This window comes from Paenibacillus sp. FSL R5-0810 (assembly GCF_038002285.1).
GTDB classification, from domain to species: domain Bacteria; phylum Bacillota; class Bacilli; order Paenibacillales; family Paenibacillaceae; genus Paenibacillus_AQ; species Paenibacillus_AQ lactis.
Map to the genome: position 1 here is coordinate 5831411 of NZ_JBBOCF010000001.1, position 19745 is coordinate 5851155.

At 51.0% G+C, this 19745-nt stretch carries 11 protein-coding genes, 1 tRNA gene and 3 rRNA genes; 13 read left to right on the forward strand and 2 right to left on the reverse strand.

What is annotated here, in order from left to right; all coding sequences use genetic code 11:
* The first annotated feature begins 240 nt into the window (after window positions 1–240).
* Both MKX76_RS25720 and MKX76_RS25725 read left to right on the forward strand, forming a co-directional pair.
* Entirely contained in the window at window positions 241–4809 is a 4569-nt protein-coding gene (locus MKX76_RS25720) for a S8 family serine peptidase (protein WP_341034830.1), read from the forward strand.
* 137 nt (window positions 4810–4946) lie between these two features.
* Window positions 4947–5141, forward strand: coding sequence for a hypothetical protein (locus MKX76_RS25725; RefSeq protein WP_007132219.1), 195 nt, complete (start codon window positions 4947–4949; stop codon window positions 5139–5141).
* Window positions 5142–5357: 216 nt separating this feature from the next.
* Here the strand turns inward: MKX76_RS25725 and MKX76_RS25730 are convergent, their stop codons facing one another.
* Window positions 5358–6614, reverse strand: a complete 1257-nt coding sequence (locus tag MKX76_RS25730; protein WP_341034831.1) for an MFS transporter — start codon at window positions 6612–6614, stop codon at window positions 5358–5360.
* Between the two features lie 485 nt (window positions 6615–7099).
* Here MKX76_RS25730 and MKX76_RS25735 point away from each other — a divergent pair.
* From MKX76_RS25735 to rrf, 4 genes are all read left to right on the forward strand, one after another.
* A 16S ribosomal RNA gene (locus tag MKX76_RS25735) occupies window positions 7100–8653 on the forward strand.
* A 122-nt stretch (window positions 8654–8775) separates the two neighbouring features.
* Window positions 8776–8851: transfer RNA gene (locus MKX76_RS25740), tRNA-Ala, on the forward strand.
* A gap of 271 nt (window positions 8852–9122) precedes the next feature.
* Window positions 9123–12168 (forward strand): 23S ribosomal RNA (locus tag MKX76_RS25745).
* Window positions 12169–12445: 277 nt separating this feature from the next.
* A 5S ribosomal RNA gene (rrf, locus tag MKX76_RS25750) occupies window positions 12446–12562 on the forward strand.
* Together the 16S, 23S and 5S rRNA genes with 1 tRNA gene alongside form the textbook arrangement of a ribosomal RNA operon.
* Before the next feature lie 176 nt (window positions 12563–12738).
* Here rrf and MKX76_RS25755 read toward each other — a convergent pair.
* Window positions 12739–12978, reverse strand: coding sequence for a hypothetical protein (locus MKX76_RS25755; protein WP_007132623.1), 240 nt, complete (start codon window positions 12976–12978; stop codon window positions 12739–12741).
* Window positions 12979–13246: 268 nt separating this feature from the next.
* On the opposite strand from MKX76_RS25755, the gene MKX76_RS25760 reads away from it, so the two are divergent.
* The 7 genes from MKX76_RS25760 to MKX76_RS25790 all read left to right on the forward strand — a co-directional run bounded on the left by MKX76_RS25760 (window position 13247) and on the right by MKX76_RS25790 (window position 19724).
* Window positions 13247–14188 carry an ABC transporter ATP-binding protein gene (locus MKX76_RS25760; protein ID WP_341034832.1) on the forward strand — a complete coding sequence of 314 codons (942 nt, stop codon included), beginning with the start codon at window positions 13247–13249 and terminating at the stop codon, window positions 14186–14188.
* Complete coding sequence (locus tag MKX76_RS25765) at window positions 14181–14936, forward strand: ABC transporter permease (RefSeq protein WP_341034833.1); 756 nt, start codon at window positions 14181–14183, stop codon at window positions 14934–14936. Before MKX76_RS25760 ends, MKX76_RS25765 begins: the two co-directional genes overlap by 8 nt.
* A 51-nt stretch (window positions 14937–14987) precedes the next feature.
* Window positions 14988–15353, forward strand: a complete 366-nt coding sequence (locus MKX76_RS25770; protein ID WP_007132620.1) for a GntR family transcriptional regulator — start codon at window positions 14988–14990, stop codon at window positions 15351–15353.
* 25 nt (window positions 15354–15378) lie between these two features.
* Window positions 15379–16077 (forward strand): ABC transporter ATP-binding protein, encoded by a 699-nt coding sequence (locus MKX76_RS25775; RefSeq protein ID WP_341034834.1) that lies wholly within the window; start codon window positions 15379–15381, stop codon window positions 16075–16077.
* 1 nt (window position 16078) lies between these two features.
* Window positions 16079–16825: a hypothetical protein gene (locus MKX76_RS25780; protein WP_341034835.1), complete on the forward strand. Its 747-nt coding sequence runs from the start codon at window positions 16079–16081 to the stop codon at window positions 16823–16825.
* 363 nt (window positions 16826–17188) lie between these two features.
* Window positions 17189–18181: a LacI family DNA-binding transcriptional regulator gene (locus MKX76_RS25785; protein ID WP_007132617.1), complete on the forward strand. Its 993-nt coding sequence runs from the start codon at window positions 17189–17191 to the stop codon at window positions 18179–18181.
* Window positions 18182–18299: 118 nt separating this feature from the next.
* Complete coding sequence (locus tag MKX76_RS25790) at window positions 18300–19724, forward strand: extracellular solute-binding protein (protein ID WP_007132616.1); 1425 nt, start codon at window positions 18300–18302, stop codon at window positions 19722–19724.
* Window positions 19725–19745: the final 21 nt, after the last annotated feature.

Below are 19745 nucleotides of genomic sequence, written 5' to 3' on the forward strand. Positions count from 1 at the left end.
ATAGGCATGGAAATGATGCTGGACCCTACTATTCGAGCTTTCGCCAAAACCTCCTATCCTTCCGACAATACTTAACAAATAAATACAGAAAAGGATGAAGGAATATAAAATTCACACCTCGAAGTAATTTACCACGGGTCAGTCTTTCATGGAAAGAGGTGATAGAGAGGCGTTTTTGCTGCTAGTTTCAAGACCCTGTTTCATGGCTTTATACATTATGTTTCGGGGAGGAGCAAAGCTTTGAGTAAAAGATGGTTATCTATTCTATTAAGTTTACTATTGGCACTATCTCTAGTCGTACCTGCAGCTGCGGCTCCTACGGAAGGATCGCAAGAGCTTAGCAGTTCGTTAAGCACCGAAGAAGCATTCCAATTGAAGCAGATGTTAGAGCATCGGGCGAAGCTGGCCGAGTTTCCTGAACTCGATCAGAGTCTAAGGAAATCAACGGGAGGTCCGACCAGAGTCATTGTTGAATTATCGGCCGAGCCTGTTGCGTTAAAGAAGGGAATTTCCGCACTGTCGGGCAGATCTTTTACGTCATCGATGGAAGCGCAGGCGGAAGCCCAAGTGGAACAGCAGCAGCAGAAATTTATAGACAGCCTTGACTCCAAAAATATCAATCACGACGTTTCAAATCAATATAGCTATGCATTCAACGGTCTTTCCATGGAGATCGAAGGGAGCCAAGTCGAAGCACTGCTTGAGATCCCTGGCGTGCTTGGTGTGTATCCGGATCTGGAAGTAACGGCGGGTCCGAAGGTTGACGAAGTCAAGCCTTACATGAAGGATACGGGTCCTTTTATCGGGGCACCAGACGTGTGGGATTTGGGATACACCGGGAAGGGCATCAAGGTCGGTGTCATTGATACCGGCATTGATTACGAGCATCCGAACTTGAAGGACGCCTATAAGGGGGGATATGACTTCGTTGATAATGACAATGACCCTTATGAAGCAACGCCTCTTGATTGGGAGAACGATCCTACCAATCCGGCTCCGGTAGATGACAATGGAAGCACCTATTGGACTGATCATGGAACACATGTAGCGGGAACGATTGCTGCACGGGAAGCAGGCGAATTCGGTGTTGTGGGAATTGCGCCGGAAGCGAGCATTTACGCTTATCGAGTCCTTGGACCATACGGCAGCGGTTATTCCAGCTGGGTGGTTGGCGGCATTGACCGCGCCGTTCAGGATGGTATGGATGTCATCAACTTATCCCTGGGTAATTCCCGCAATGATCCGGATTATGTGACATCGGTTGCGGTTAACAATGCCGCATTGGCCGGCGTAACACCGGTTGTTGCGAGCGGCAATAGCGGTCCGAACCGCTGGACGGCCGGGTCACCGGCCACCTCCGCATTTGCCATAACTGTAGGTAACTCGACGGGACCAAGTGATGAGATTGCAGCCACCGGTTATTTTTACGCGGAAGAGGATCTTGAGAGCGATCAGCCCGATAATACGGAACCGAGCGATCCTCCGGCAGAGCTGGGGAATGCAACGCAGCCGGATCAACAGCCAGTTCCGGAAGAAGGAAGGGATGCAGGTGAAGCCGATCTTGGACAAGAACCATCTGCAGGAGCGTCAGAACCGGAGGCCGAGAGCCATGGAGAGGCATCGAACCTATCCGGTCATACGGAAGAAGACACAAGCGTACCAGCAACCGGTACATCGACTAAGCAAGACTCGGAACAGGGAACTCCTGTAGACTCCCCGTCAACGAACGAAGGCACCGAATCGACCAACGGACAACTCCCGCTTGAACAGGATGGGAACGGTTCTGTTGATGAGCAGAATGGACCGTTGACTGTTGTTGAAGCAACATATGGTATGGATTTGATGGCCTGGAACTTGGCAGAAGATCCTGAAGATGTTCTTCAAGGGGATTTCGAGTTGGTCTATGGCGGACTTGGTTATCCTGAGGATTTCCAAGGGGTAAACGCTGAAGGCAAAATCGCATTGATTCAAAGAGGCGTCATTCCATTCGTGGACAAGATCGCCAGTGCGAAGGCAGCGGGAGCCGTGGGTATTATCATATACAACAATACGAATGACCCTAATAATCCGATCGCGTATCTTGGAGACAGCTTCCAATTCATCCCGACCTTCCGTACTAGCAAGGATGTGGGGGAGCAGATTAAGACATTGCTCGGCGAACATCCGAACCTTCAAGTTCGGTTCTCCGATTTCAAGCGGACCCAAACCGAAGGGGATGAAATGTACACCTCGAGTTCAAGAGGACCAGCCAAGAAAACGCTGGATATTAAACCGGATGTCGTAGCACCAGGAACGAGCATCCTGTCAACGGTACCGGCATACGGCAAGGATTCGCCAGAGGCGGATTACAGCCAAGCGTATGATCGCTTCACGGGCACGAGCATGGCGTCTCCGCACGTTGCTGGTCTCGCTGCTCTGATCCTGGAAAAGAACAGCCATTGGTCGCCGTTTGATGTTAAGGTCGCGCTCATGAACAATGCGAAGGTTCTGAACACTGAATTGTACGAAGTCAATGATCAGGGGGCAGGCCGCGTACAAGCGCTCCAGACGATTCAAGCGGACACGTTGGTCAAGGTCATCGACAAGACAACTTATCAGGAGAAAGGAACCAGCAAAGAGTATGACAACATTACCGGCAGCATCAGTTTCGGCAACTTTACGGGGACGACAGCTAAAAAGGTCCAGAAGAAAATCCGGGTAGAGCAACTGGGGGCAAACGGGGGAGAGTTTAAGGTCGCAGTCAATTCTACTGTTGAGACGCCGGGTGTCTCGGTGACGGTAGATAAAGCCTCCTTCGCGCTGAACGGCCAAGAGGAACTGGTCGTTACCCTGGAAGTGCCGGAGGGCATTACGGGTGTTTCGGAGCAGCAAGGCTATATTACGCTGACAAATGGAACGCGGACGTATTCTGTACCGTATGCAGCGTACTTCAATTTAGAGATTACAGGAATTAAGTACACCAAAGTATTTAACGATACAGAGGTATATATTCCGCATTTCCCATTGGATCAGTACGGAAATCTTGGGAAATTGAATGTTTCATTCGAATTCTATAATCCGATGCAGATCGTCATTGCTGATCTGTACGACACCCTGAACCCAGGAGCGGGGGTAGAAGGTGATGGAATAATTGGCCAAATTTTCGGGAATCAGGGGTACTTTGATGCTAACACGTCCTTTACAATCGGTTGGAACGGAAAATACGGCGATTATGCAACCGAGCAAGAGGTGGAAGTTCAGGATGGATTATACTCCATTGAACTTTTAGCTTTGGGTACAAATTTGCAAGTAAGTTCCGATTACTCCACCATCCCGTTCTTCGTCAAACGAGCAGCGCCGGTTATCCATACAGAACAAGATGTACAGCTTTCAGGCAAGGATAAGCCTGCCTTAAGCGGTACAATCGAGGATCTCTATGTAACTGCTGCTCCGGCGATGTGGGATGAATGGGCAATCGACTTCGACGTAAGCGAATGGCTCGATGCCAAATACACGATCAAGAGAGCCAACAAATCCATAGCCAAGGAAGGAAGCTTTGATGTTGAGCAGGATGGGGCATTTACCATTCCGCTTGATGGACTGTCCTCGGGCAACTATACGGTAGAGCTTTCGGTCAAGGACCGTCAAGGTCTGGAAGGAACGGCAACGGTTGATCTGCAGCTTACCGGTGCTCCGGGTCCTGGCAACCCGGATCCGGGTAACCCAGGCGGTGGCTCCGGCGGAGGAGGCGGATCATCGTCCGGTGGCGGTTCTACGACTCCATCCACACCGGCTCCTGAAGTATCGGGCGATGCCAAAGTAACAACGAAGAAAAATACGGATGGCACCGAATCCGCAACCGCTGCATTGTCTGAAACCGCAGTGAGTGCAGGCATTGCCGGAGACGGCAAGGAAGTGAAGCTGGATGTATCAAAGCTGGACTTCACGAAGTACAGCGACGTTGCATTTACTTTAAACAAGGCAACCGTTGATAAGCTAAAAGCCTCAGGCAAGCCGCTGGTCATTCAAGGCAACGGCTTTGCGTTGACGGTGCCTGCCGATGCGCTGGATGATTTCACGACGGCCAGCGGATTCAATTTGACGGTGTCCGTAGCTGCCGGCAAGGCAGGAAATCCTGCAAGCTTGAATGTTGTTTCGCCGCTCGTGACGGTGAAGCATGCCGATAAGTTCAAGCATTCGATTTTGATGACACTTAACTATGATTCGGCCAAGGTGAAGGATGCGCGCAAGGTTGGCGCCTACATGCAGTCGGCAACAGGTGACATGGTGTCCGCCGGCTTACTGCATTCTGCCGCTAAAGGCTCCATTACCTTCCGGATCTACGTTCCGGCATCCTACGTTGCCGCCGAGAACAGCGTAACCTTCAATGACATCAGCGGTCACTGGGCCAAGGATGAGATTGAAGTTGCCGCCTCGCAGCACGTCACGTACGGCACAGGGGCCGGACGCTTCTCGCCGAACACCACCATAACCCGTGCAGAGTTCGCTACCCTCTTGGACCGCATCTTTGAGACAGGCATCGATTGGGATACCCGCAGCAAGGAAGCGGGAGCGAAGAACCCGCTGACTCGGGTAGAAATGGTCACGATGATTGCCGAAGCCTTGAAGGTGGAGTCCGAAGGAGGCAAATTGTCCTTCAGCGATGCGAATCAAATTCCGGCTGATGCGCGTGCCGCCGTCGCTTTTGCAGTTGAGCAGGGGCTCGTCAAGGGCATGAACGGAAACCGCTTTGCACCTGAAGAGACTTCGACCCGGGCGCAAGTATCGGTCATCGTGTACCGTCTGCTGGATTACTTGAATAAAATCTGACCCAAGTTTTGATACAACGACTCATCATTATATCGAGGGACTCGGCTGGCTGCAGCCGGGCCCTTTTTTATTGACAGAACAATGAACGAATGCTTGTAATAAGGATAATGGACGAGCATAACGGGAGGCGAACAAAGTTGAAAACCCAAAAGATCATCATTTATTTTGTTATAGCGATCGTACCCGTATTCGTACTACTTACCGTGTTGGGTGACGTTGCCGAAGGGGCGGAAGGCGGTGGGATCCAGCGAAGCATAGAATGGGTGACGACCTATGTTTTGCCGTGGATCTTTCTTTATTGGTTCATTAAACTGGTCCGTAAAATAAAGTAAACAAGCATGTCCCTGAGACACTGGTGACCACCGGGGCCTCTTTTCATATAAAGCTCCCTCACAATCTGCCATTCCTAACATTAAAAAAAGAAAAACGCTCATCCGATCCGCAAAAATGCGAATGGCGAGCGTCTTGGACATTTAATCTAGCTAATGGCCACCGTGTGAACCATTGTTTCTTTATCCGTAGTGATTTAAGGGGATCGCCAGAAACGGTTATTCCTTCGACCACTGATCGAGCGTTCGGTCACTTGGCAGCAAGAAGGCAAGAAGCCCCAGCAGAGGGAGGAAGCCGACGGCAATCATGACATTGGCAATTCCCCAGACGTCCCCGAGGTTTCCGAGCACCAGCGAGCCGATGCCGCCCATGCCGAAGGCAAAACCGGTGATTAGCCCAGAGACCGTGCCGATATTGCCGGGATGCAGCATTTGGGCGTATACCACGGTCACCGAGAAGCTGGATAAAAGCACGAATCCGCTGATCACAAGCAGCACCCCTGCCCAGAATGAAGACACGAAAGGCAGGATGAGCGCAATCGGCGCTGTCCCGACCATGGAGAAGATGATCAGATTCCGTCGTCCGTAACGATCGGCAAGCGGCCCCCCGAAGAAGGTGCCTACGGCTCCCGAAGCCAGGAATAGAAAAATATAAATTTGCGCATTTTCAATCGATATCTTGTATGCATCCATTAAATAGAAAGCGTAATAGCTGCTGATCGCTGCTCCATACCAAGAGCGGATGAACACGAGGACGACGAGCACGACGGTCGCGTTCCAGATGCTTTTGCGACGGGCAGGATCAAGCGTTCTGCCGGCTGTTCTCTTTTTGAAGGTATAGCCTGCTTTCAGCATCCCGTGGTACCACTTGGCTACATAGCTCTGGACGAGGATGCCGGCCCCCGCGACGAAGGTGAAGGCCATCGCTCCGATTTGCCCGTAGGGTACAAAAATAAACTTCGTAAGCAGCGGCGCCAGGGATTGTCCGGCATTGCCCCCAACCTGAAAGATCGATTGAGACAAGCCCTTTCGCATACCGGCCGCCATATGGGCGACCCGCATCCCTTCCGGATGGAAGGTTGCCGAGCCAAGGCCGATGAGTATAACGGCGAGCATGACAAGCAAATAGGTATGCGCGTGCGCAAGAAGGAACACGCCGGCGAACGTAAAGCACATGCCGATCGGCAGAAGAATCGGTGTCGGCCTGCGGTCGGCGGCATAGCCGATAACCGGCTGTATAAGGGAAGAAGTAAAGTTGATGGCAAAGGAAATCCAGCCGATTTGCGTAAAGGTTAGAAATAGATTGTCTTTTAAAATAGGAAAGATCGCAGGGATGACTGATTGAATCGAATCATTAAATAAGTGTACGAAGCTGATCGCAAGCAGTATCCGATATACCGTCGCCTGTTGAGTCCCGCCATGGACGGGGCTTGGGGGGGCAGAGGGTTTCTGGAGAGCTACGCTTCTGTCCGCCATTGAAGGAACTCCTTTCTTCTTATATAGAGTGGTGTTATGTAGTGGGCATAATCATGAACCATGCGCCGTTTCAGTAATGAACTAACATTAAAACCTTTTCGTGTGGAAATCAATGAATTCGAATAACAAAATGCAAATAAATCCGAAGTTCGGAAGGCAAACATGATGGAATAAAAAGGAGATCGATTTTTTTGAGCAAAAGCCTTGATAATTTTTCGCCCAGGTGGTATATTACTAATTATCGCTTTTGACAAACGCTTTTGCAGGTTGTCGAACGGCGTCGAAAAAAAGTGTTGACATCACGTCGATAACTTGATATGATATAAACCTGCGCTGCTGATTGAACTGATCGGCGCGACAGACGAAACATCAAGTTCCTTGAAAACTGAACAAATGGAACACGTCAATGAAACACAAGCAACGTGAAGACGTTAGCTTCTAAATGAGCTTAATCGCTCTTTCAATCGATCGTCCTCGGACGATCTTTATTGGAGAGTTTGATCCTGGCTCAGGACGAACGCTGGCGGCGTGCCTAATACATGCAAGTCGAGCGGAGTTGATGGGGTGCTTGCACTCCTGATGCTTAGCGGCGGACGGGTGAGTAACACGTAGGCAACCTGCCCTCAAGACTGGGATAACTACCGGAAACGGTAGCTAATACCGGATAATTAAATCCGCTGCATGGCGGAGTTATGAAAGGCGGAGCAATCTGTCACTTGAGGATGGGCCTGCGGCGCATTAGCTAGTTGGTGAGGTAACGGCTCACCAAGGCGACGATGCGTAGCCGACCTGAGAGGGTGAACGGCCACACTGGGACTGAGACACGGCCCAGACTCCTACGGGAGGCAGCAGTAGGGAATCTTCCGCAATGGGCGAAAGCCTGACGGAGCAACGCCGCGTGAGTGATGAAGGTTTTCGGATCGTAAAGCTCTGTTGCCAGGGAAGAACGTCTCATAGAGTAACTGCTATGAGAGTGACGGTACCTGAGAAGAAAGCCCCGGCTAACTACGTGCCAGCAGCCGCGGTAATACGTAGGGGGCAAGCGTTGTCCGGAATTATTGGGCGTAAAGCGCGCGCAGGCGGTTCTTTAAGTCTGGTGTTTAAACCCGAGGCTCAACTTCGGGACGCACTGGAAACTGGGGGACTTGAGTGCAGAAGAGGAGAGTGGAATTCCACGTGTAGCGGTGAAATGCGTAGATATGTGGAGGAACACCAGTGGCGAAGGCGACTCTCTGGGCTGTAACTGACGCTGAGGCGCGAAAGCGTGGGGAGCGAACAGGATTAGATACCCTGGTAGTCCACGCCGTAAACGATGAATGCTAGGTGTTAGGGGTTTCGATACCCTTGGTGCCGAAGTTAACACATTAAGCATTCCGCCTGGGGAGTACGGTCGCAAGACTGAAACTCAAAGGAATTGACGGGGACCCGCACAAGCAGTGGAGTATGTGGTTTAATTCGAAGCAACGCGAAGAACCTTACCAAGTCTTGACATCCCTCTGAATCCTCTAGAGATAGAGGCGGCCTTCGGGACAGAGGAGACAGGTGGTGCATGGTTGTCGTCAGCTCGTGTCGTGAGATGTTGGGTTAAGTCCCGCAACGAGCGCAACCCTTGATCTTAGTTGCCAGCACTTAAGGTGGGCACTCTAAGGTGACTGCCGGTGACAAACCGGAGGAAGGTGGGGATGACGTCAAATCATCATGCCCCTTATGACTTGGGCTACACACGTACTACAATGGCTGGTACAACGGGAAGCGAAGCCGCGAGGTGGAGCCAATCCTAAAAAGCCAGTCTCAGTTCGGATTGCAGGCTGCAACTCGCCTGCATGAAGTCGGAATTGCTAGTAATCGCGGATCAGCATGCCGCGGTGAATACGTTCCCGGGTCTTGTACACACCGCCCGTCACACCACGAGAGTTTACAACACCCGAAGTCGGTGGGGTAACCCTTACGGGAGCCAGCCGCCGAAGGTGGGGTAGATGATTGGGGTGAAGTCGTAACAAGGTAGCCGTATCGGAAGGTGCGGCTGGATCACCTCCTTTCTATGGAGTACCTCGCTTCCGTAGCGAAGCGGTACAAATACGGTTGACCGCAAGGTCGCCGATCCTTTGCGAAAGCAAAGACAATGACGTGCGTTCATTTGTTCAGTTTTGATGGAATTTGAGGGGCTATAGCTCAGCTGGGAGAGCGCCTGCCTTGCACGCAGGAGGTCAGGGGTTCGATCCCCCTTGGCTCCACCAAATCAATTTCATCAATCATTTGATCCTTGAAAACTAGATAACGAAACGAATTTGCGTTTTAGAAATATCCTTTTAGCTGCTTGTGTCTTCATTGAAAGACCAAGTAACAAAAGTAGCACGCGAAGGTTTTGGGATCATCGATCCTTTGGAAGCTTGTTTCACCATTGAGTGGTTTTATCCAATCAGGAAACAAGCGGACAACAGAGCGATGAGCACAACAACCGGAGCATAGTTTATGCTTTCGAAGTTAGTTTCGCAAGCGAAACTTTGAGGTTAAGCTACTAAGAGCACACGGAGGATGCCTAGGCGCTAGGAGCCGATGAAGGACGTGGCGAACAACGATACTGCCTCGGGGAGCTGTAAGCAAGCTTCGATCCGGGGATGTCCGAATGGGGAAACCCGGCTGGTGTAATAGCCAGTCACTTCTGCCTGAATACATAGGGCAGCTAGAGGCATACCCAGGGAACTGAAACATCTAAGTACCTGGAGGAAGAGAAAACAAGAGTGATTCCGTCAGTAGCGGCGAGCGAACGCGGAACAGCCTAAACCAGAGAGCTTGCTCTCTGGGGTTGTGGGACGTCTCACATGGAGTTACAAAGGTTTAGATTAGACGAACAGGTCTGGAAAGGCCGGCCATAGAAGGTAAAAGCCCTGTAATCGAAAATGTGAACCCTCCGAGACGGATCCCGAGTAGTGCGGGGCACGTGAAACCCCGTATGAATCCAGCAGGACCATCTGCTAAGGCTAAATACTCCCTAGCGACCGATAGTGAAGCAGTACCGTGAGGGAAAGGTGAAAAGCACCCCGGAAGGGGAGTGAAATAGAACCTGAAACCGTGTGCTTACAAGAAGTCAGAGCCCATTATAGGGGTGATGGCGTGCCTTTTGTAGAATGAACCGGCGAGTTACGTTCCCATGCAAGGTTAAGGCGAGAAGCCGTAGCCGCAGCGAAAGCGAGTCTGAATAGGGCGTTTTAGTATGTGGACGTAGACCCGAAACCGTGTGATCTACCCCTGTCCAGGGTGAAGGTGCGGTAACACGCACTGGAGGCCCGAACCCACGTACGTTGAAAAGTGCGGGGATGAGGTGGGGGTAGCGGAGAAATTCCAATCGAACTCGGAGATAGCTGGTTCTCCCCGAAATAGCTTTAGGGCTAGCCTCGGAAATTAGAGTCGTGGAGGTAGAGCACTGATTGGGTGCGGGGCCCGCAAGGGTTACCAAGCTCAGTCAAACTCCGAATGCCATAGACTTATATCCGGGAGTCAGACAGTGAGTGCTAAGATCCATTGTCAAAAGGGAAACAGCCCAGACCATCAGCTAAGGTCCCCAAGTGTGTGTTAAGTGGGAAAGGATGTGGAGTTGCACAGACAACCAGGATGTTGGCTTAGAAGCAGCCACCATTTAAAGAGTGCGTAATAGCTCACTGGTCGAGTGACTCTGCGCCGAAAATGTAACGGGGCTAAACACACCACCGAAGCTATGGCTTGAATCGACTTCACTGCTTCTTTGAGGTAGTGAGCCTGAGTTGAACATTTTTGTCAGACTTGAAATGAAATCAAGGATGACCAAATGCTCTCAGGGGTTAAACACACTTCGAAGGCGGAGTGAAGTCGATTCAGGGGTAGGGGAGCGTTGTATGCAGGTTGAAGGTGTACCGTAAGGAGCGCTGGACAGCATACAAGTGAGAATGCCGGTATGAGTAACGAAAAGATCAGTGAGAATCTGATCCGCCGAAAGCCCAAGGTTTCCTGAGGAAGGCTCGTCCGCTCAGGGTAAGTCGGGACCTAAGGCGAGGCCGAAAGGCGTAGTCGAAGGACAACAGGTTGAAATTCCTGTACCACCGTAAACCGTTATGAACGATGGGGTGACGCAGGAGGGTAGTGACGCGGACTGATGGATGTCCGTCCAAGCAGTGAGGCTGATGTGTAGGCAAATCCGCACATCGTAAGGCTGGGCTGTGATGGGGAGTGAAAATTACAGTAGCGAAGGTCATGATCTCACACTGCCAAGAAAAGCCTCTAGTCAGGTGAAGGTGCCCGTACCGCAAACCGACACAGGTAGGCGAGAAGAGAATTCTAAGGCGCGCGGAAGAACTCTCGTTAAGGAACTCGGCAAAATGACCCCGTAACTTCGGGAGAAGGGGTGCCTCGGTAGGGTGAATAGCCCGAGGGGGCCGCAGTGAAAAGGCCCAAGCGACTGTTTAGCAAAAACACAGGTCTGTGCGAAGCCGCAAGGCGAAGTATACGGGCTGACGCCTGCCCGGTGCTGGAAGGTTAAGGGGAGCGGTTAGGGATTAGTCCCGAAGCTGTGAACCGAAGCCCCAGTAAACGGCGGCCGTAACTATAACGGTCCTAAGGTAGCGAAATTCCTTGTCAGGTAAATTCTGACCCGCACGAATGGCGTAACGACTTGGGCGCTGTCTCAACGAGAGATCCGGTGAAATTTTAATACCTGTGAAGATGCAGGTTACCCGCGACAAGACGGAAAGACCCCATGGAGCTTTACTGCAGCTTGATATTGGATTTGGGTACGATCTGTACAGGATAGGTGGGAGCCTTTGAAGCATGAGCGCCAGCTTGTGTGGAGGCGACGTTGGGATACCACCCTGATCGTATCTAGGTTCTAACCTGGTACCGTGATCCGGTACGGGGACAGTGTCAGGCGGGCAGTTTGACTGGGGCGGTCGCCTCCTAAAGAGTAACGGAGGCGCCCCAAGGTTCCCTCAGAATGGTTGGAAATCATTCGAAGAGTGCAAAGGCATAAGGGAGCTTGACTGCGAGACCTACAAGTCGAGCAGGGACGAAAGTCGGGCTTAGTGATCCGGTGGTACCGCATGGAAGGGCCATCGCTCAACGGATAAAAGCTACCCTGGGGATAACAGGCTTATCTCCCCCAAGAGTCCACATCGACGGGGAGGTTTGGCACCTCGATGTCGGCTCATCGCATCCTGGGGCTGAAGTAGGTCCCAAGGGTTGGGCTGTTCGCCCATTAAAGCGGTACGCGAGCTGGGTTCAGAACGTCGTGAGACAGTTCGGTCCCTATCTGTCGTGGGCGTAGGAAATTTGAGAGGAGCTGTCCTTAGTACGAGAGGACCGGGATGGACGTACCGCTGGTGCACCAGTTGTTCCGCCAGGAGCATGGCTGGGTAGCTACGTACGGACGGGATAAGCGCTGAAAGCATCTAAGCGTGAAGCCCCCCTCAAGATGAGATTTCCCAGTATGTAAGACCCCTTGAAGACGACGAGGTAGATAGGTTGGAGGTGGAAGTGCAGCAATGCATGGAGCTGACCAATACTAATCGGTCGAGGGCTTATCCTACAAGCTTTACGAAGTAAAGCTCGCTACGGAAGCATGAACAAAAACCCACCAAAGTGAAGAAGAGCTTCGCAGCTGATTCCGATTACTTTGGCGGGGCCCGGAAAGATCTGAGGATCTGAAGGGACAATGCTACGGATTCTAAACAACGCAAAGACGTTTCGTATCTAGTTTTCAAGGTTCAAAAGATCTTGAAACGATTTTGAAGCTGCATGCCTTTTCTAAGGCTTGATATTTTGCTGATGAGCAATCATGAAGCAAAGGCAGCGCAAAAATCATGTTTGGTGGCGATGGCGGAAGGGTTCCACGCGTTCCCATACCGAACACGACCGTTAAGCCTTCCAGCGCCGATGGTACTTGGACCGAAGGGTCCCGGGAGAGTAGGACGCCGCCAAGCGAACAACCATAAAGGCCGTTATCGAGCAATCGATGACGGCCTTTTAAATATGTATGTCATTAATATTTTATATAGTAAATCGTTTACCGGCGCCTCTTAAGAAGAACTCAGGGTTGAGCTTTAAGGGGCGTGAAGCTCAACTCGCCCCCGAAAGTATCCTGCAAGGATTAATGTTCCTACTCCGCTCTAGTGAGGATTGCCAACCGGCTTTCGCTGACCGTAGGGGAGTACGGTAAGTGTTGCTTGTTGCTGTTGACCGTCTCTAATAAACGCCAGTGTATTTCTTCGCCAGGCTGCACGGCCGTTACGATTCCCTCTAACTCATCATACTGCCGAATTTGCTTATTATCGGTGCTTATAATGATATCGCCTACCTCAAGAATGCCGTCTGCGGACGCGCCTGGAACGATTTCCACGATCTTGACACCCTTCATGCCATTTGCCTGGGTATGTATAATGTTTCATGCCAATCCAGCTGGTCCAGAAGGTGGACCTGTAAATATCACTCCTGCGGTATCCCACTCCAACTAAAATAGATAGCCTTAAGGTGACACCTATGCCTCCTAGCTTGCTTTCCGCCATTTCGAATTCAATTCTTTTCATTTTTTCTTATCGGGGCTTTACAATACCAATATCTTAGTGTACTATTCAACTATAACACTGATACAAAAGAGGAGTGGAACCATGGTCGGAACGAATACAACTCCCGTTCTATCCGTAAACGGAGTTACCAAGACGATCGGTCGTCGAAATATTGTAGATGGCCTTACCTTTGATATACATCACGGAGAAATCGTAGGCTTGCTCGGTCCTAACGGCGCCGGTAAGACAACAACGATCCGGATGATTGTCGGTCTGATTGAGATGTCCCGCGGGGACGTGCTGGTGCAAGGGCATAGTATTAAGGGAGACTTTGTGAAGGCGATTCGTCATATCGGAGGCATTATCGAGAATCCTGAATTTTATCCGTATATGAGCGGCTATGACAATCTGAGACAATACCAGCGTATGTCTGACGGCGTAAGCATCACAAGAATTATGGAGATCGTTAAGCTGGTCGGGCTTCAGGACGCGATTCACAAGAAGGTCCGTGCCTATTCCCTCGGGATGCGCCAGCGATTAGGCATCGCTCAGGCTCTTCTGCACAACCCATCGATATTGATTCTGGATGAACCCACAAACGGTCTGGACCCGGCAGGGATCCGCGAAATGCGTGATTATCTGAAGCGAATTGCCCGCGAAGAAGGAATTGCGATTCTTGTATCCAGTCACCTGCTCTCCGAGATGGAACTGATGTGCAGCCGTGTCGTTGTCATTCAGGAGGGGAAACTCGTGACGGAGCGAGCGATCGGCCAGGCCGGGGAGAACGAAGAGCTGTCTACCGTAACGCTTCGCGTCAATGATCTTGAACTCGCCGAACAGACTGCCTCGAGACTGGATGCTCTGACTCGGATCGGTTCGATCCCGGATGAAGGAGCTTTGACGGTTCGATTGAAGGAAGAGGATATTCCCGATCTGATATCCGCACTGTGTAACGCGCGGGTGCGCATTTATCGGGTTGAGGAGCACAAGTCATCGCTCGAGGATGAATTCTTGAAATGGACGGGAGGAAACCGCATTGCGTAGCTTTGGAAACCTGGTATGGAACGAATGGCTCAAAATGTTCAAGAAACGCAGCTTCTTTTTGCCTTATCTGCTGCTGGCAGGCGCTGTCATTCTCGTTGCCGTGATGCTGTATAACTTCTCCGGTGGAGACAACGGCTACGGATTTGCGGAGATGGCCGTCTCCACCAGAGGGATGGGCCAAATGCTGACGCTGCTTGCGGTCGTCGTAACCGCAGGGACGGTGGCGAAGGAGCACAGCATGGGAACGATCAAGCTGCTGCTGATCCGCGCACAAAGCCGGACCAAAATTTTGGCTTCGAAATATACGGCCATTCTGATTTATGTAGTAACCCTTGTAGCGTGTATGCTAGCTGTGTCAGTGCTAACTGGTCAGATTACCTTCGGCATGGAGAACGGCTCGGCTACGCTTAATGATGTCCTGCAGGGGTCCCTGTACAATCTCATTTACACGGTTGTCTACGTAACCCTGACGTTTATGGTAGGCATCCTAACCCGGTCGTCGGGAGCTGCCATCGGTATCGGCATGTTTTCGGTCATTGTGGAGAGCATGGTGGTACAACTGCTCGCACGTTACAGCTGGTCGAAGTATCTGCTGTTCCTGAATGTGGATTTGTCCATGTACAGCGGAGGCGGGTCCTCGCCGGTCCCTGGCATGAGCTTAGCATTTTCCATTACTGTGCTCGTTGCCTATCTTCTCTTGTTTCTCGGAGCAGGCTTTGTTACGTTTAAAAAACGGGATGTCGCTTAATAGAGAAAGCCAAGAAGACCGAGATGAGCGGCGGAAAGGAGTTACCGGACAGTGAGTATTGAATTTGACAATAATCTGCCGATCTATTTGCAAATCATGACCTATCTGAAGAAACAGATCATTATCGGCAATCTTCAGCCTGGAGATAAAATTCCATCAGTGCGGGAGCTCGCAGCCGAGCTCCAGATCAATCCGAACACGGTGCAGCGAACTTTTCAAGAATTGGAGCGTGAGGGTATTGTGGAGACGCGGCGGGGATTGGGCCGGTATGTGACAAGCGAGGAATCGAAAATTATGACCATTAAGAAAGAAATGGCCGGCGAGCTGCTGGAGCGGTTCATTCGCGGCATGCAGGAGCTGGGCTTTAAGGATCAGGACATCGTCAGCATCGTTGAAGATGCCGTGAAAGAACCTTAATGAATACAAGTGAGGTGGAGCGAACATGGAGAATCTGCTGCAAGCCCGAAATATAAGCAAAGTTTATGGCGGAGGGCGTAAGGCGCTGCACGACGTATCCTTAAGCATCGGCAGCGGTAAAATCATCGGACTGCTGGGTACGAACGGAAGCGGAAAGAGCACCTTCATGAAAATCGCCGCTGGCCTGATGCAGCCTTCGAAGGGAAGCATGGAAATTGCGGGCATGCCGGTCGGCCTTGAAACGAAGGCGGAGGTATCCTTTATGCCGGACCGCCCGTTGACCGAAGGCTGGATGAAGGTATCGGATGCGATTGAATACTTCCGGGATTTCTTTGCTGATTTTGACCCCGATAAAGCACGCAGCATGCTGGAATTCATGAAGCTGAACCCGGAGGACCGGGTAAGCACTCTCTCCAAGGGGATGAACGAGCGGCTGCAGCTGACGCTGGCACTATCCCGAAATGCCAAGCTGTATATGCTTGACGAGCCGATCGGCGGGGTCGACCCCGTAGCCCGGGGCAAAATTTTGGACGCCATCGTCAAATTCTACAATGAGGACAGCAGCATCATCATATCCACGCATTTGGTCAGCGATATCGAGCGGATATTTGATGAAGTCATCTTTATTCGGGACGGAGAGATCGTCATGCATGACGAGGTGGAGAACATCCGAATTAAACATGGCAAGAGCATAGATGAGATGTTTAAAGAGGTGTATGCATAACATGATGAGATTGCTGAAGTACGACTGGAAGAGAAATGCGACGACGCTGCTGGGGGCCCTCGCGGTGCTGCTGATTGTGCAGGTTCTCATTACGGTAACCGGATCGATAAGGCACTGGGAACCGGGCATTATGATGATCCTAAGTATGCTTGCCTACGGCTCCGCAAGCGTGCTGCTGCTCGTAGTTACCTGCAAGAACTTCGCCAGCAACATTAAAGCATATCACCGCAGACTGCTTCCCGTCCGCTCGGTGTGGAGCATTTCGTCATCCCTGTTCCTGGCGTGCGCAACGCTACTGGTGCTGTCTATTTTGATGCTTGCCCATGCATGGCTATATTGGAGAATGTCCGGTTTGCCATGGGAAGCTCTCCATCTATCCGAATTGCCGATATGGTATTATGTGGCGAACGCTTTATTGGCTGCATGGCAGTTTATCTTCTTAATGATAACGATCTTCTTCGCGATTACCGTGTCGAGGAGCGTTACGAAAAAAGGCAGCGTCTGGATCGGCATCCTGGTATTCTTCGTGCTGCATTACCTGCTCGGTTGGATGAATCATCTGCTCTTCGGAACGGAGGATCTGTGGATCGGGCCTGCAGCTACGATTCAGTTCGGGAACGAAACCAGCGTGAACATATCGCCAGGGGAGTACGTGTTCGCCTGGGGCGGACTTGCGTTTGAACTCGTCATAGCAGCGTTGATCGTCTATGCAACCGCATATCTGATAGATCGTAAAGTTGAAGTGTAACGAATCATAAAGCTTAACCTTTGGGAAACTGTCGTCACGGCAGTTTCCTCTTTTTTTTGGGCTGGGGATCAATGTCGGCGCCCAAACTCCGAGGCAGGTGTCGGAGATAGAGGTTAACATACGATTCGTTTCACTTAAATTTCACCTGTTGTTCACCACCATAAAAAATCAAGGAATTGTTAGAGGGACTTCGAATAACCCTTGGTATACAAGCATTTATGCAAGAATATGAACTTGATCAAAAATATATTAAAGCGGTTACAAAAAAATCTTGACGATGTCATTTTTCTCCATTATGATATCGGTAAGTGAAACGTTTCAACTGATAAATATAAGTTTGAGAGAAGAGAAGGAGTTACGTGAATGGCAACTATGAAGGATGTAGCCAAAGCGGCGGGGGTGTCCTTGTCGACTGCATCTTACGCGATCAACGGCAGCAGCAAGATCAGCGAAGCGACAAGAGCGAAGGTTATCGAGGCGGCCAAACAGTTGAATTATCAAAAGAACGGTTTGGCGACAGACCTGAAGCGGAGCAGCACGAAGACGATTGCGCTGATTTTAAGCGACATGTCCGGTCCGTATTATTCGGAGTTGATCCGAGGGGTGCAGGAAGTCGCGCTCGAGAACGGTTACGACCTTATTGCCTGCAGTTCGTTCGGCGGCAACGAATCGACCGCGATTAAATTTCTGAGAGAGAAGCGCGTAGACGGCGTCATCATCTCGGAACACAATCTCCATGACGAAGCGATTTTACAATCCGCACGCAAAGGCTTCCCGATCGTCGTGCTTGACCGGTACCTCAAGGGCGATTATATCTACAATGTTCTTGTCGATAACGAGAAAGGCGGCTATATGGCGACGGAGCTGCTGATCAAGAACGGCTGCAAGCAAATCGCGTACATCAGCAGTTCAAGCAATTCCTATGATCACAAGCTGCGTTACAAAGGGTATTTGCAAGCTTTAAGCGATTACAATCTCGAATGCACATCCAACTTGAATATCAACGGAAGATTTACGATCGATGGCGGCTATATGGCAACAAAATTGCTGATCGGCCAGCGCCAGCTCCCGGACGCGATTTTTTATGCGAACGACGAGATGGCGGCAGGCGGCATTAAAGCTTTCCAAGAGGCCGGTATCCGGGTTCCCGACGATATTTCGATCGTCGGCTTCGATGATATTTTCCTCGCCGAGCACATGAACCCGCCGCTTACGACAATCCGTCAGCCCAAGTACGAGATCGGCTCGCTAGCTGCCCACCTGATTGTGCAGCTATTGGACGGCCTCGAGCTTGAGCATGAGTATGTACTGTCGACGGAGCTGGTCGTGCGAAGATCCTGCAAGCTTCGCTACTAGGCCTTCGCAAAATTAAAGTGAAAGCGTTGCCATTATCCAGGACCCGGTTTGAGCGCCGTACGCTTTTCACGGAAGGCGATGGAAAATAAACAACAATAATCAAAAGAGAGGGATCAGTATGAAGAAAACCGTTGTATTCGCTCTTATTCTTACGCTGCTGGTCGCACTGTTAAGCGGTTGTTCGTCGAGCAAGACCGACAACGCAACGGAGCCGAACCAAGGGCAGAACCAGGAACAAACGAATAAGCCTGGCGATGATGCAAATGTCGGCTCGGGCGAGAAGATTGTGATCAATTATGTGAATTGGAACCTCGGCACCGAAGCCGAAAACAACATTGAAAGAAAAATGATCGCGGCGTTCGAAGAGGCTCATCCGAACATCGATATCCAGCTGGACGAATCGTTCGACTATTCGAAATACGGCGATTCCCTGGCGGCTGCAGCGGCTGCGGGCAAATTGCCCGACGTCATGATGCTTCCGAACATTCCGTTCGGCTTGACGAACGAATGGCTGCTCAACCTTAACGACATCGCTGCATCCGATCCGGAGTGGGCAAACATTCCGAAAGCGCTCGAGAACGCCACGCATTACGGCAGCGGAATCTACGCAGTTCCTGCGGGGATGTTCTTCCAGGGTTACTTCATCAACCAAGACTTGTTTGAGCAAGCTAACCTGCCGGAGCTGAACTATTCTCCGACTTGGGATGAGTTCCTGAACGCGGTAAAAACGCTGAACAATCCTTCGGAAGACGTTCTTGGATTGTCCGAAGCGGTCCAAATTCCGGACTGGTACCCGGCCTCCGTGAATTCGAAGCTCGGCTGGTTCACATGGGACGGACAGCAGTATCACTTGAACGACCCGGTGTTTATTGAAGGCGTGAACAAGGCGAAGGAGATTATGCAGGGCAAATACACGTTCGATAGCCTGTCCGAAGACGAAAAAGCGAAGTACAATGCCACCTGGCACGGCGACGTGTGGAATCAAGGAAAGGTTGCAGTCCGGTGGGAAGGCACATGGGCAACGAAGGATTTCAGCAATCTGAACTTCAAATCCAAGTTTATCGGCATCCCTGGCGGCAAATTTATTTTGATCGGTGATTTCATCGGTATTTCGAAGAGCACCGAGCACCAACAAGAAGCATACGAATTCGCTAAATATATGACGTTCGGCAAAGATGGCATTTTGAAGCGTATGGAGCTGAACACGGACGGTTCGTATACATCCCTGCCGATGACGACGGACCAAAGCATCCTTGATCAATATTTCGCTAACGGCGGCTATGAGGGATTGAAGGAGGCTTACGATAACATCGACAATGCGATTTTGGAGGGCGTCAAGTTCATTCCGGGCGTTGTTAGATCCAGATGGGAAGCGCCAACCGGCGTCAAAGTCGGCGACAAGGAAAACGCCAACCTCGGCGATTTGATTCTTGACAGCATTAAGGGAGGTACGAAGATCGAAGATTACGCGGAACAAATCAATAAGCTTGCGAACGATGAATACAAGGCAGCAGCCGACGCAATCTCCGCTTTGACACAGTAACCTACGACCGGTGGCCAGAGG